Origin of the sequence: Luteibacter sp. 329MFSha (assembly GCF_900111665.1) — a bacterium.
Classification (GTDB): domain Bacteria; phylum Pseudomonadota; class Gammaproteobacteria; order Xanthomonadales; family Rhodanobacteraceae; genus Luteibacter.
Window position 1 is genome coordinate 1409317 of record NZ_FOJE01000001.1, and the last position, 14529, is coordinate 1423845.

Annotated in this window: 12 protein-coding genes; 11 read left to right on the forward strand and 1 reads right to left on the reverse strand. The window is 70.4% G+C overall.

Translation table 11 applies throughout. The annotated features are described in order from the left end of the window. Positions 1 to 32: 32 nt before the first annotated feature. The 11 genes from BMW54_RS06195 to BMW54_RS06250 all read left to right on the forward strand — a co-directional run bounded on the left by BMW54_RS06195 (position 33) and on the right by BMW54_RS06250 (position 13713). Positions 33 to 1541, forward strand: coding sequence for a GGDEF domain-containing protein (locus BMW54_RS06195; RefSeq protein ID WP_090053836.1), 1509 nt, complete (start codon positions 33 to 35; stop codon positions 1539 to 1541). A gap of 56 nt (positions 1542 to 1597) precedes the next feature. Further along, positions 1598 to 3346 carry a vWA domain-containing protein gene (locus tag BMW54_RS06200; RefSeq protein ID WP_090053837.1) on the forward strand — a complete coding sequence of 583 codons (1749 nt, stop codon included), beginning with the start codon at positions 1598 to 1600 and terminating at the stop codon, positions 3344 to 3346. Positions 3347 to 3357: 11 nt separating this feature from the next. Beyond that, on the forward strand, positions 3358 to 3918 hold the full coding sequence (locus BMW54_RS06205) for an RNA polymerase sigma factor (protein ID WP_090053839.1): 561 nt from the start codon (positions 3358 to 3360) through the stop codon (positions 3916 to 3918). Next, a complete protein-coding gene (locus BMW54_RS18485) occupies positions 3915 to 4667 on the forward strand; it encodes a hypothetical protein (protein WP_139206053.1) in 753 nt (250 codons plus the stop codon). The genes BMW54_RS06205 and BMW54_RS18485 overlap by 4 nt, the downstream gene beginning before the upstream one ends. A 20-nt stretch (positions 4668 to 4687) precedes the next feature. Continuing rightward, positions 4688 to 5263, forward strand: a complete 576-nt coding sequence (locus BMW54_RS06220) for an IMPACT family protein (protein WP_254779104.1) — start codon at positions 4688 to 4690, stop codon at positions 5261 to 5263. 73 nt (positions 5264 to 5336) lie between these two features. Then, on the forward strand, positions 5337 to 7100 hold the full coding sequence (locus BMW54_RS06225; RefSeq protein WP_090053847.1) for an ABC transporter transmembrane domain-containing protein: 1764 nt from the start codon (positions 5337 to 5339) through the stop codon (positions 7098 to 7100). A gap of 51 nt (positions 7101 to 7151) precedes the next feature. Further along, positions 7152 to 8174 (forward strand): ligase-associated DNA damage response exonuclease, encoded by a 1023-nt coding sequence (locus BMW54_RS06230; RefSeq protein ID WP_090053849.1) that lies wholly within the window; start codon positions 7152 to 7154, stop codon positions 8172 to 8174. Next, positions 8174 to 9769 carry an ATP-dependent DNA ligase gene (locus BMW54_RS06235; RefSeq protein WP_090053851.1) on the forward strand — a complete coding sequence of 532 codons (1596 nt, stop codon included), beginning with the start codon at positions 8174 to 8176 and terminating at the stop codon, positions 9767 to 9769. The genes BMW54_RS06230 and BMW54_RS06235 overlap by 1 nt, the downstream gene beginning before the upstream one ends. Continuing rightward, positions 9741 to 12167, forward strand: coding sequence for a ligase-associated DNA damage response DEXH box helicase (locus BMW54_RS06240; protein ID WP_254779107.1), 2427 nt, complete (start codon positions 9741 to 9743; stop codon positions 12165 to 12167). Before BMW54_RS06235 ends, BMW54_RS06240 begins: the two co-directional genes overlap by 29 nt. Further along, positions 12164 to 12808 (forward strand): ligase-associated DNA damage response endonuclease PdeM, encoded by a 645-nt coding sequence (gene pdeM, locus BMW54_RS06245; protein WP_175472787.1) that lies wholly within the window; start codon positions 12164 to 12166, stop codon positions 12806 to 12808. Before BMW54_RS06240 ends, pdeM begins: the two co-directional genes overlap by 4 nt. A 56-nt stretch (positions 12809 to 12864) precedes the next feature. Further along, entirely contained in the window at positions 12865 to 13713 is an 849-nt protein-coding gene (locus BMW54_RS06250; protein WP_090053854.1) for an energy transducer TonB, read from the forward strand. A gap of 80 nt (positions 13714 to 13793) precedes the next feature. Here the strand turns inward: BMW54_RS06250 and BMW54_RS06255 are convergent, their stop codons facing one another. Continuing rightward, a complete protein-coding gene (locus BMW54_RS06255; RefSeq protein WP_090053855.1) occupies positions 13794 to 14528 on the reverse strand; it encodes a copper homeostasis protein CutC in 735 nt (244 codons plus the stop codon). Position 14529: the final 1 nt, after the last annotated feature.

Here is a 14529-nt window from a genome sequence, read left to right on the forward strand (position 1 = left end):
ACTACCAGGTTGCAGGTGGCGGGAGGCTCGCCATGAAAGCCCGGATCGCCGCGGTCGCTATCGCCGCGGCTCATGCTCTGGCGTTGCTCACCGTGCCGCTCCCCGGCATGGCGATTTCGTATGTCTTCTTTTTCGGCGTCGCCGCCCTCGCGATGGGCAGCGTCGTGTACGCCTGGACGCGCTCCGGCACCCCGCGCGACCGGCGCTGGTGGCTGCTGCTGGCCAGCCTCGCGCTGTGGATGACCGGCATGGCGTTATCGGCACGGCAGAACTACGTGCTGGACAACTCGAATCCCGCGCCCGGCGACAGCATGTTCTTCTACATCCTGTACGTGCTGCCGGTGCTGGTTTCCGTTTCGTCCGCGCCGGTGGCCGCGCGAAAGCGCTGGGCGATGTCGATCGACCTCGTCCTGGCGACGCTCCTGGGCGTGCTGTTCTACGTGCGCACGTTCTCCATCGTCTCCGTGCAGGGGGCCATGGGCACGCAACAGGCGACCGACGTCGCCTACATGCTCGATTTCGAGAACGCGTGCCTCGCCATGGCGGCGCTGCTGCGATACGTCGCCACCGACCGCAAGGACGATCACTTCTTCTTCCGCGGCGTCACGGCGTTCTTCGTGACGTATGCGATCTGCGGTTACGTCTACAACCACCACGTCGCGCTGGCCGGTCATCCGGAGTTCGGCACATCGCCGTTCGACGCCCTGCTCGACCTGCCCTTCCTCGCGCTGTTCATCGCCGCGGTCACGCGCCAGCCGCAACGCCACTGGCACCCGCCCGTCTACCTCGTGCGCTTCGTGCAGAGCGCCAGCCCCACGTTCCTCGCCATGAGCGTGCTCGGCTTCGGCCTGATGGTGATCCCCGGCTATCCCACGCTGGGCATCGTCGGCGCGATCGCCGCGGTGATCGGGATCGGCCTGCGCGGCACGCTCGCCCAGGTCGACCTCGTCGAGGAGGAATTCCGCCTTTCGCGCAGTCGCGACGAGTTGCAGGGCCTCGTCTTCGTCGACAGCCTCACCGGGCTCGCCAACCGTCGGGCGCTCGACGAGCGCCTCTTGCGCGAATGGCACCGCCAGGGCCAGCAGGAGCCGATCGCGCTGCTCATGATCGACGTCGACTTCTTCAAGGAATACAACGACCGCTTCGGCCACCTCGCCGGCGACGAATGCCTGCGCGCCCTCGCCGCGGGCATGCTGGCGCATGGCACGCGCGCCGGCGATTTCATCGCGCGTTTCGGCGGCGAGGAGTTCGCCGTCGTTGCGCCCGGTACGCGTCCCGGGGAGGCGCTCGCGCTGGCCGAGTCCCTGCGCACGCACGTCGAGTCGTTGCAGATCGCGCACCCGGCGAGCCCATTCCAGCGCCTGACGATCAGCATCGGGGTCGGCCTGGCGCATCCAAGCTCCGACGGCGGCCCCCTGGACCTGCTCAATGCCGCGGACAGGGCCCTGTACCGGGCCAAGCAGTCGGGTCGGAACCGGGTCGGCGCACCCGACGGCCCGCGGCTCGGCGCCGCCCGCGCCGACACCCGGCGCATGAGTTAACCCCGTTTCACCCCCTGCTCCGTTTCACCGTCATGTCCCCCACGAGGTCATGCACGATGAACACGCTCCGCGTCACCCTCCCCTTGCTCTTCGCCGGTCTGGTCGCCGCCGCCGGCATGACCGCGCCCGATCCCGCCACCGCGTCGCAACGCGCCGTCGCGCCGCGAGAACCCGATGCGGCGGTCGATTGCATGTCCGACGGCCGTTACCCGCATCCGCATCCGCTGCCGATACGCGCACTGGCCGCGCCGCCACCGCCACCCTCGCCGCCGGCGGCGATCGTCGAGCAGGCTCCGATGGTCGCGGCCCTGGCGGCGCCAGCGTCTCGCGACATGGCCTCGCCTCCCGTGGCAACGCGCGGGAAAATGTCGCTGCCCGCGCCCTACGCCCCGGTGGACCGCGACAACTACACGCATCGCGATCAGAACGCCGTGCACCTCGCGGCCACCGATCCGGTCTCGACCTTCGGCCTCGACGTGGACACGGGCTCGTACACCAACGTGCGGCACATGCTCTCCGAAGGGCGACTGCCGCCCGCGGATGCGGTGCGTAGCGAGGAGTTCATCAATTACTTCGACTACGGGTACGCAAAGCCCGCGTCGCGCGAGCAGCCATTCTCGGTGACGACCGAACTCGCCCCGGCCCCGTGGAACGCGGAACGCCAGTTGCTGCTGGTAGGCGTTCAGGGCTACGACGTGCCCGCGGCGGATATCCCGGCGAGCAACCTCGTCTTCCTCGTCGACGTCTCCGGCTCGATGGATTCGCCCGACAAGCTACCGTTGCTCAAGGCGTCGCTGAAACAGATCGTCCCGAAGCTGCGCGCACGGGACCGGATCTCGCTGGTCACGTACGCCGGCGCGACCTGCGTCGCCCTTCCGTCCACGCCCGGCGATCGCCACGCGACGATCCTCGCGGCGATCGACGCGCTCGGCGCCGGCGGCTCCACCAACGGCGCGGCGGGAATCGACCTCGCGTACGCACAGGCTGCGAAAGGATTCATCCCCCACGGCGTGAACCGCGTCATCCTCGCCACCGACGGCGACTTCAACGTCGGCACGACGGGCATCGAGGCGCTGAAAGATCGTATCGCGCAGAAGCGCCGCGGCGGGGTCGCCCTGACCACGCTCGGCTTCGGCGAGGGCAACTACAACGACGCGATGGCGGTCACGCTCGCCGACGCCGGCAACGGCAGTCACCACTACATCGACAGCCTCGAGGAAGGCCGCCGCGTGCTCGTCGACGAGATGTCCGCGACATTGATGACCATCGCGAAGGACGTGAAGGTGCAGGTGGAGTTCAATCCGGCGGTCGTGACCGAGTACCGCCTCATCGGCTACGAAAAGCGCGCGCTCGCGCGCGAGGACTTCAACAACGACGCCGTGGACGCCGGCGACATCGGCGCGGGCGCCAACGTCACGGCGCTCTACGAAATCACGCTGCGGGGGTCCAAGGGAGCGCACGTCGATCCGCTGCGTTACGCCGCGGATGCGCCGCGCGCCGTCGAAGCGTCGCGGCCGTCGGGCGAACTGGGCTTCCTGCGACTGCGCTACAAGTCGCCCGACGGCGGCCCGAGCCGCCTGATCGAACGGCCGCTGTCCGCCGACGCGGCGGCCGCGCCGAGCGAACGCCTGCGCTTCGCCGCGGCGGTGGCGGCCTTCGCGGACCACCTGCGCGGTGGCAAGTACAGCGACGGCTTCGGCTACGACAAGGTCGCCGATCTGGCACGCGGCGCACGCGGCACGGACGAGCACGGCTATCGCGCGCAATTCGTGCACCTGGTCGAAATGGCGGGGGCGATGCCGTAACCTTCCGCGCCATGGATGCACGTTCGGCCGACGATGGCGTACTGATGCTCGCCTGGGCGAGCGGGAGCGCGGCCGCCTTCGACGAGCTCTATGCGCGTCACAAGGGGCCGCTCTACCGTTTCCTGCTGCGCACGGTGAAGGACCGCGGCACGGCGGACGAGCTGTTCCAGGAAACCTGGAGTCGCGTGGTGGCGGCACGCGCGCGCTACCGGCCCGAGGCGAGGTTCACCACGTGGCTCCTGCAGATCGCCCACAACCTCGCGATCGACACCTTCCGGAAGCGGCGCCCGCAGGCGGGCGCCGAGGAGGCCGAAGTGGTCTTCGCCGCGCAAGCCGCGCCCGAACGGGAGCAGCCCGAGCACGCCCTTTCCGACTTCGAGCTACGGCGGCGCATGCAGCAGGCGATCGAAAGCCTGCCCGACGATCAGCGCACGACCTTCGTCCTGCGCATGGAGAACGAACTGTCCATCGAGGACATCGCCAGCATCACGGGCGTGGGTAAGGAAACGGCGAAATCGCGCCTGCGCTATGCGATGGCCCGGGTCCGTGAACAGATGACGGCACAGCCATGAACCCGAACACGCCTCCGCCGAACGACGACGACCTGCCCGACGAGCGCGAGCTCGCGGCGATGTACGCGCGCCTGCCGAAGGCGGAGCCGGACGCCGCGCTCGACGCGCGGGTCCGCCACGCCGCGACGAGCTACCCGACGCCTCGCCTGCGTTCGCGTTGGCCCGTCGCCCTCGGCTCGGCGGCGGTGCTCGTGCTGGCGGCGGGCCTCGCCTGGCAACTGCGCGACGCGCACCCGCCGGCGGCCTCGTCGGCACCGGCCGCCATCGTGCGCGAGCAGGTGCCGATCGCCGTGCCGGAAGCGGCCAGCCCAGCGAACGCCGAGGCACCCGCCGCGACACCGGCATCGTCGCCGGCCGCACGAAGCAAGGCTGCCGACGCGACGGCGCGACGGCCCATGAAGCACATGTCGGCGGCGCCGATGGCCGCGCCCGTGCCGGCCGCACCCATGGCGCCTCCGGCACCGCCGGTCGCCCCGGCGCCACCCGCTCCGCCGCCTCCGCCGTCGCCACCCGCGGACATCGCCGACGAACCGCCCCGGCTTCGTGTGCAGGCGATACGCGCGCCCGCCCCCGCCGCGGCACAGGGCTTCGCGGCGAATCCGGCACTCGGCCCGGACGATCGTGTCGGCGAGATCCGTCGACTGCTGGGCCGAGGGCAGCGCGACGAGGCCCTGCGGCGGCTTCGCGAACTGCGCGAGCGCTACCCGCGCTACGAGCTGCCCCAGGACCTGCGCGACCTCACGCCTTGAGTCGGCCACTGGAAACGCTCGTGGCCGCATGGCGTCACGAGGAGGACATCCGGAAGAGCCGCTTCGTCGCCCAGGCGTCGCCCGTCGCGACGCCGGCCGAAGCGCTCGAATGGTTCGCGGCGGCGGGCGATCCGGCGGCGACGCATAACTGCTGGGCGTACCGCATCGGCGACGCCTATCGCTTCAACGACGACGGCGAGCCAGGCGGCACCGCGGGCCGGCCGATCCTGCAGGCGATCGACGGCCAGGGCTGCGACCGCGTCGCGGTGGTGGTCACACGCTGGTACGGCGGCATCAAACTCGGCGCGGGCGGCCTCGCGCGCGCGTACGGTGGTTCCGCCGCCGAGTGCCTGCGACTCGCACCCCGCGTCCCGATCGTCGCGACGGGCCGCCTGTCGCTGCGCTGCGACTTCGGCGAACTGGCGCTGATCGCCGCGCGCCTGCGGGAGATGGAGGTGACGATCGAAGAGGAGACCTTCCACGCCGACGGCGTCACGCTGATCGTGCGGGCCCCGCACGATCAGCGTGACGCGATCGCCGACCGGGTTCGCGACCTGACGCGGGGTCGCGTCGTTCCCCGCCGCCTCGATGCCTGAACTCGGGGCTCGTGTTGAATAACGACCTCGCGAACCCCATCCGTGCAGAAATCCGCACAAGGGCAAGGCAGGCATGACGCAAGAGCGCAGGGAGACTTCACGCAGGATCGGGGCGCTCCGCAACCTCTGGCCCTTCCTCAAGCCGCACAAGGGCCTGGCGATCGGCTGGCTCGTCTTCCTCGGCCTCTCCTCGGGCGCCTCGCTGCTGCTGCCGGTGGCCGTGCGGCACATCATCGACCATGGCTTCCTCGCCTCGGATCTGGCGACGATCAACGGCACGTTCCTCGGGTTGTTCGGCGTCGCGGTCGTCCTCGCGCTCGCGACCGCCGCCCGCTATTACTGCATCGCCCTGCTTGGCGAACGTTCGCTCGCCTCGCTGCGCACGGCGCTGTATTCGCACGTGATCGACCTCGACGTGGGGTTCTACGAAAGCACGCGCGTCGGCGAGCTGACCTCGCGCCTCGGCACCGATACGGAAGTGGTGCAGACCCTCGTCGGCTCCGGCATTTCCGTCGCGCTGCGCAGCGCCGTCATGCTCATCGGTGCCGCCGTGGCGATGGCCTGGACGAGCCCGCGCCTCGCCGGCCTGACGGCGCTCGTGATCCCCGCCGTGATGCTGCCGATCCTTGTCTTCGGCCGCCGCGTGCAGAAACTCTCGCGGCACAGCCAGGACCGCATCGCCGATGCCGCCGCCGTCGCCAACGAAACGCTCAACGCCGCGCAGGCGGTCAAGGCGTATGCGCGCGAGCCGATCGAAAGCCGTCGGTACGCCGGCGCCATCGCCCTCGCGCTCGCCACCGCGCGCCGTCGCATCGGCATGCGTTCGCTGCTGACCGCCGCGGTCATCGTCCTGATCTTCGGTGCCATCACGCTCGTGCTCTGGGCCGGTGCGCGCGACGTCATCGCGGGCGATCTCGCGCCCGGTGTGCTGAGCCAGTTCGTGCTCTACGCGATCTTCGCGGCCGGCTCGGTGGCCGGCCTGTCCGAGGTCTGGGGCGACGTGTTGCGCGCCGCCGGCGCGATGGAGCGCATCGGGGAACTGTTCGCCGAGCAGCCGGCGATCCGCACGCCCGAGGCGCCGGAACCGCTCCCGCGTCCGGTCACGGGCGCCCTGCGTTTCGATCATGTGGAATTCCGCTACCCGTCGCGTCCCGACGTTCCCGCGCTCGTCGACTTCGATCTCGACATCGCGCCGGGGGAAACCGTCGCGCTGGTCGGTCCGTCGGGCGCGGGCAAGAGCACCGTGTTCAGCCTGTTGCTGCGTTTCCACGATCCGCGTTCCGGGGCGATCCGGTTCGACGGCGTGGACCTTCGCGCGCTCGCCCTGCCCGAACTGCGTGGCGCGATCGCGCTCGTGCCGCAGGAAACCGTGATCTTCGGCGGCACGGCGGCCGACAACATCCGCTTCGGCCGCGCCGACGCCACGGACGACGAGGTACGCGAAGCCGCCCGGCTCGCGGAGGCCGACGGCTTCATCGCCGCGCTGCCCGAAGGCTACGAGGCCGCCCTCGGCGAGCGTGGCGTGCGGCTGTCCGGCGGCCAGAAGCAGCGCATCGCCATCGCGCGGGCCATCCTGCGCGACGCTCCCCTGCTCCTGCTCGACGAAGCCACCTCGGCACTGGACGCCCAGTCCGAAGCCGCGATCCAGCACGCGCTGGAACGGCTGGAGAAAGGGCGCACGACGCTCGTGATCGCCCATCGCCTGGCCACCGTCCAGCGCGCCGATCGGATCGTGGTCATGGAGCACGGACGGATCGTGGCGCAAGGCACGCACGAAAGCCTCCTGGCCGAAGGCGGCCTGTACGCGGAACTCGCGCGGCTGCAGTTCGTGGCCTGAAGCGGAGCATCTTTTCGCCCCGTTGACGATCCCGCCCCTACCTTCGCGGACATGGACAGCGACCTGCTGCTACCCCGTCCCGAAGGGCTGTACTGCCCCGCGGGCGATTTCTTCATCGATCCCATGCAACCCGTGGCGCGTGCGGTGGTCACGCATGCGCACGGCGACCACGCGCGATCCGGCAGCGCGCTCTACCACGTCGCGCGCGCCGGTGGCGCGCTGATGCGCGAACGCCTCGGCGCCGGCTCGGTCATCCACGAACACGACTGGTCCGAACGCTTCACCCTGGGCGACACGACGATCTCGCTGCATCCGTCCGGACACATCCTCGGCGCGGCGCAGGTGCGCATCGAAGGCCGCGGCAAGGTCGCCGTGGTCTCCGGCGACTACAAGCGCGATCCGGATCCGACCTGCGAGCCGTTCGAGCCGGTGCCGTGCGACATCTTCGTCACCGAATCGACGTTCGGCCTGCCCATCTATCGCTGGCCACCCATGCACGACGTCGTCAGCGACATCCTCGGCTGGCTCGACGAGTGCCGCGAGCGCGGCGTCGCCGCGGTGCTGTTCTGCTACGCGCTCGGCAAGGCGCAGCGCGTGCTGGCCGAGATGGCCGCGCGCACCGACCGCACGGTCCACCTGCACGGGGCGATGCTGCGGCTCGTCGAAGCCTATCGCGAGGCCGGCGTGCGCATGCTGCCGACGGCTCCCGTGAGCGAATCGGCGCGCGGCAAGGATTTCGCGGGCGAGCTCATCATGGCGCCACCGTCGGCCGCGGGTTCGACCTGGATGCGACGCTTCGGCAAGGCCTCCACCGGTTTCGCGTCGGGATGGATGCAGGTGCGCGGCGCACGGCGGCGGCGCGGCTACGACCGCGGCTTCGTCGTCTCCGACCACGCCGACTGGCCAGGCCTGCTGCGCAGCGTCGACGATTGTGGCGCGAAGCGCATCTACGTCACGCACGGCGACGGCGAGGCGCTCGTCCGCCATCTGCGCGATACCGGCCATGAGGCGTTTCCGCTGCGTTCGCTCGGTGGCACGATGCCCGATCTGCGCAGCAGCGAGGAAGGCGACTGATGCGCCGCTTCGCCGCGTTGTTCGAGATCCTCGACCGCACGTCGTCGACGTCGGCCAAGCGTGACGCCATGGCGGCGTATTTCGCCGACGCGCCCGCGCAGGACGCGGCGTGGGCGGTGTACGTCCTGGGCGGTGGCAAGCTGAAACGCACCGCGTCGTCCACCGAACTGCGCACGGCCCTCGCCCGCGAGACCGGCTACGCCGACTGGCTGATCGACGACTGCTACCAGCACGTGGGCGACCTCGCCGAGACGATCGCACTCATGCTTCCCCGCGAGGAGCAGGCGCACGAAGACACGCCGCTCCATGTGTGGATGGAGGCGCGCCTGCCGTCCCTCGGGCGCCTGGAATCGCCCGAACGCATCGAGCTGTTGCGCGAATGGTGGCGCGGCCTGCCGCGCGAGCAGGTCTTCCTCGTCAACAAGCTGCTCACCGGTTCGTTGCGTGTCGGCGTGTCGCATCGCCTCGTCGTGCAGGCGCTCGCGCAATGGGCCGACCTGCCGACGGATCTGATCGCCCACCGGCTCAGCGGCACGTGGAAGCCGGGCGCGGAAGCCTTCGTCGCGCTGGCGGGTCCCGAGCGCGCGGACGAACATGCCGGCGAACGCCCCTACCCGTTCTTCCTCGCGTCGCCGCTGGAACAGGACGTCGCGTCGCTCGGCGAGGTCGGCGACTGGCTCGCGGAATGGAAGTGGGATGGCATCCGCGCGCAGCTGATGCGTCGGGACGATCATGCCCTCATCTGGTCGCGCGGCGAAGAACGACTCGATGGCCGTTTCCCGGAGATCGAAACCGCGGCGGCCGATCTTCCCGTGGGATGCGTGCTCGACGGCGAGATCCTCGCCTGGACGCTCGACGAGGCGCATCCGCTGCCTTTCGCCGCCCTGCAGAAACGCATCGGCAAGCTCAAGCCAGGCGCGAAACTCCTGGCCGACACCCCCGTACGGCTCATGGCCTACGACCTGCTCGAGCTCGGCGGCGACGATCTGCGCGAGCGCCCCCTCGCCGAGCGCCGGACGTTGCTCGCCACGCTGATCGAGGACCGCGGCCCGACGCTGATGCTTTCCCCCGCGGTCGACGCGCCGGACTGGGAGGCGCTGGCCGCCGTTCGCGTCGAATCGCGGGAGCGCCGCACCGAGGGCCTGATGCTCAAGCGCCTCGACTCCCCTTACCGCGTCGGTCGCAAGCGCGGCGACTGGTGGAAGTGGAAGGTCGACCCGTACACGATCGACGCGGTGCTGCTCTACGCGCAGCCCGGCCATGGCCGGCGTTCGGGACTCTTCACCGATTACACCTTCGGCGTGTGGAACGGCGACGCGCTGGTTCCCGTCGCCAAGGCCTATTCGGGCCTGGACGATGCCGAGATCGGCCGTCTCGACCGCTGGATCCGTGCCCACACGATCGACCGCTTCGGTCCCGTGCGCTCGGTCGAGGCGACCCACGTGTTCGAACTCGCTTTCGAAGCCATCCAGGCCTCCGGCCGTCACAAGGCCGGCGTGGCCGTGCGATTCCCGCGCATCCTCCGCTGGCGCACCGACCTCGCGATCCGCGATGCCGACAAGCTCGATGACCTCCGCCGCCTGGCGTCGGGCTGAGGCGCGCCTCGTCGCGTGGTTCGCGACGCAGGAGCGACGTCCCGCGCCGTTCCAGCGCGCGGCATGGCGCGCGTGGCGGGACGGCCGGAACGGGCTCATCCATGCGCCGACCGGCACCGGAAAGACGCTCGCGGCGGCGGGCGGGCCGTTGATCGACGCCGTGCTCAACCCGCAGACGGGGCTGCAACTGCTGTGGATCACGCCGTTGCGCTCGCTGGCCACCGATACCGCGCAACACCTCGCCGCCGCGGTGGGGGCGATGGAGTTGCCGTGGCGCGTGCTGCGGCGTACCGGCGACAGTGGCAGCGCGGAGCGCGCGAAGCTGCGCCGCGGTGCGTGCGAACTGCTCGTCACCACACCGGAAAGCCTCGCGCTGCTGCTCAGTTATCCGGACGCCCGCGAGCGCTTCACGCGCCTGCGCGGGATCGTCGTGGACGAGTGGCACGAGCTCATCGGCAACAAGCGCGGCACGCTCCTCCAGCTCGGCCTCGCGCGTCTTCGCCACTGGCTCCCCGAACTGCGCACCTGGGGCCTGTCCGCCACGCTCGGCAATCTCGACGAGGCGCTGCACGCCCTGGCGGGCGACGGCGTGCTCATCGGCGCCGCCACGAAGAAGAAGACGATCATCGAAACCGCCCTGCCGGAGGCAGGCGAGCGCTTCCCCTGGGCGGGACACCTGGGCCTGTCGCAACTGCCGCGGGTGCTCGATGCCGTGCTCGGCGCGCGCACGAGTCTGGTGTTCGCGAATACGCGCTCGCAGGCGGAACTCTGGCACGAGGCGTTGTCGTCGGTCTGGCCGGAGGCGCCGGAGACGCTCGCCCTGCATCATGGTTCCATCGATCCGAAGCTGCGCTTCGCGACGGAGGAAGCGCTGCGCGTCGGCGCACTACGCTGCGTCGTCGCCACGTCGAGCCTCGATCTCGGCGTGGACTTCGCGAGCGTGGAACGCGTCGTGCAGATCGGCAGTCCGAAGAGCGTCGCCCGCCTCCTTCAGCGCGCGGGCCGTAGCGGCCACCAGCCCGGCATGCCGTCGCGCATCCTCTGCGTGCCCACCCATCTGCTCGAACTGGCCGAGATAGCTGCCGCGCGGCATGCGCTCGAGACCGGTCACCTCGAACCGCGGCGGCCGATGCGTGGCTGCCTCGACGTCCTCGCCCAGCACCTGCTGACGATGGCGCTCGGCGGCGGGTTCGACGCCGACGCCGCGTACGCCGAAATCACGTCGTCGCTCGCCTATGCCAACCTGCCGCGCGAACAGTTCGACGCCGTGCTCGCCTACCTGCAGACGGGCGGCTCCGCACTCGCCAGCTATCCGGAATACCAGAAACTGGTGCAGACCGACGGCCGCTATCACGTCGACAGCGGACGCATCGCGCGCATGCATCGCCTGTCGATCGGCACGATCACCTCGGACGGCACGCTGCAGGTGCGCTACATGAAGGGCGCGCGCCTCGGCAGCGTGGAGGAGAGCTTCGTGTCCCGCCTGCGGCCGGGCGACAAGTTCCTGTTCGCCGGACGGCATCTGGAACTGGTCCGCGTCCGCGACATGACGGCGTACGTGCGAGCGTCGACGCATCGCCGCGGTGGCGTGCCGCGCTGGATGGGGGGACGCATGCCGCTCTCCGGTGAACTCTCCGACGAGCTTCGCCTCACCCTCGCCGGCGGCAGCGGCGGGACGGCGGAGATGCGCGCGCTGCGTCCACTGCTCGCCGTCCAGGACAACCAGTCGTCGATCCCGGCCATCGACGAAACGCTGTGCGAGGCGACGCGCACCCGCGAAGGCGATTACCTGTTCGTCTTTCCGTTCGCGGGACGCCTGGCGCACGAGGGACTCGCGGCCGTGCTCGCCTATCGCCTCGCGCAAATGCGTCCGGGCGATTACGGCTACGCCGTCAACGACTACGGCCTGACGATCACCGCCGCGCGCATGCCGGCCCTCGACGCGGAGACGATGCGCCGGCTGCTGCATCCGTGGGGCCTGCGTACCGACATCCGCGCCAGCATCAATCTTTCCGAGCTCGCCCGGCGCCAGTTCCGCGAGATCGCCCGCGTGGCCGGTCTCGTGTTCAACGGCTATCCGGCGCAGGGCAAGACGCTACGCCAGTTGCAGGCGTCGAGCGGGTTGCTGTTCGACGTGTTGCGCCGCCACGACCCCGCCCATCCGTTGCTCTGGCAGGCCGAGCGCGAGGTGCTCGACCAGCAGCTCGACTACTCGCGCCTGCGTGCGTGCCTGCTTCGCGTCGCCCGGTCGCGGCTCGTCTGGCACGAGACGAAGCGTCTGAGTCCCCTCGCGTTCCCGCTATGGGTGGAACGCCTGCGCGGCGGCATCGCGGCGGACGACTGGAAGACGCGCGTCGAGCGGATGCTCGCCTCGCTGGAAGCGGGGGCGGACGCATGATGACGCACGACATCGAAGTCGCCGGCGAGCGGCTGACGCTGCATGCGCACCGGGCGCTCTACTGGCCCGCCCGTCGCATGCTGATGGTGGCGGACGTCCATTTCGGCAAGGGCGCGGTGTTCCGCCGTGCGGGCATCGCGGTGCCCAGCGGCGATACCGAGGACGATCTCGCGCGCCTCGACGGGCTGATCGAAACATTCGCTCCCGCGACGCTCGCGGTACTCGGCGACCTTGTCCACGGCAACGCGACCGAACGCAGCGCGTGGGTCGACGACGTGCGGGCCTGGCGCCGCCGTCACCATGCCACCGAGATGCTGCTGATCGCCGGCAACCACGATCGTCACTTCGACGTGGCGTCCCTGGGCATCGACGTGCGCCCGGGACACCTCGACGTCGCCCCGTTCGTCCTCGCGCACCATCCCGAACGGCACGACGGCGGCTACACGCTCGCCGGCCACGTCCATCCCGGCGTGGCCGTCCGCGACGGCTGGCGCAAGCATCGCCTGCCCGCCTTCGTCTTCGATCGCGATGTCGGCATGCTGCCCGCCTTCGGCACGCTGACGGGACTGCACGACGTGCGCGTCGAGCCCGGCCGCCGCATCGTCGCCGCGACGCCGGCAGGGCTCGTCCCGATGCGCTGAGCCTGTTGCCTTCGTCGGAGGCTGGCATAATCGCGCCCACGACAAGGAGGGATCGCATGAAGCGTCTGTTGGTGGGGGTATTCGCGGCCGCGATGGCCAGTGCGGCGTTCGCCGCCGGCCCGCTCGCGGTGAGGCAGAGGATCGAGGCGAGCATGCTTGTCACGGGCTCGATCGTGGTGGCACCCGACGGGAACGTCACCGGTTACGAACTCGACAAGCAGGACAAGATCCCGCCCGAGATCGTGGAACTCGTCCGATCGGCCACGACGGCATGGCGCTTCGAGCCCGTGCTGCGCGACGGGCAGGCCGTGAGCGCGAAGGCGCACATGGCACTGCGCATCGTGGCGCGTCGCGACGATCCGACGAAGAAGGAATTCACCGCGCACATCGTGGGCGCCAGCTTCGGCGACGACGGCAAGGGCGGCGAGGAGATCACCTACCTCGACCGGCATCCGCCGTCGTACCCCTCGGCCGCCGCCGCGGCACGCGTGCAAGGCACGGTATACCTCCTGCTGCGCGTCGACCATGACGGCAAGGTCACCGATGCCTTCGCCGAGCAGGTGAACATGGGCGTGGTCGGATCGGATTCGGAGCTGCGCGTCTGGCGCAAGGCGCTCGCCAATCCGGCCGTGCAGGCCGCGAAGACGTGGACCTTCCAGCCGCCGACGAAGGGGCCGCATGCGAACGATCCGTTCTACATCGTCCGTGTGCCGGTGACCTTCCGCATCAACCGAGACCCGGCGAGGTCCGATCGGTACGGCACCTGGCAGGCCTACGTGCCGGGCCCGAAGGAGCAAGCACCCTGGGCCGAGGCATCCCCCGCCGCGAGCGACGCGGTACCGGACGGTTCGCTCTTCCTGGTCAACACCGGGCTGAAGCTGACCACGCCGCTCGACCGCTCCTGACGCGACCGTCGTAGGAGCGCAGCTGGGCGCGATGGGTGCTTGCGGCGAGCACCCGATCGCGCCCAGGTGCGCTCCAACAGCTATTGGGCGGGCCTTTCGGCGAGCGCCGCGACCAGCGCGCGCACCGTCGCGACGTCCGTGCGGGTTTCGCCTGCGCCCATGCCGAGCGCGTCGCCCGCCATGCGCCGCATCGCCGAGGGCAGGCGCCGCTTCGCCGACGCGTGGAATTCCCGCGCGCGCGTCGCGTCGCGAAGATCCGCGACGTTGCCGGGCTCGATGCCGGCACCGGGCATCACGACGATGCGGTCGCCCGCCTGCGACACGAGCTGCGCGATCGTCGACGCGCCCGCGACCGCGGTCGCCATCCCGCCCGACGTGAGCACGCGTTCGAAACCCAGCCCGACGATGGTCTCGAGCGCGGCGTGCTTGTCCGCGATCAGATCGAACGCGCGATGGAACGTGACGCCCATCCCTTCCGCGGCGCGCACGAACAACGCGCAGGTGTCCGCGTCGACCTCGCCTTCCGCGGTGAGCGCACCGATGACCACGCCATCGCATCCGAGTGCACAGCAGTGCGCGATGTCGTCGAGCATCGCCTCCACTTCGGCGTTCTCGTAGACGAAGTCGCCGGCGCGCGGTCGGACGAGCACATACAGCGGAATGTCCAGCCCTTCGCGCGCCAGCGCGATCGTGCCGTGCGACGGCGTCACGCCGCCTTCCTCCAGGCTCGCGCAGAGTTCCACGCGTCCCGCGCCGCCCTCCTGCGCCGCGAACGCGGAAGCCACCGAGTTGGCCGCGACTTCGAGCAGCGCCATC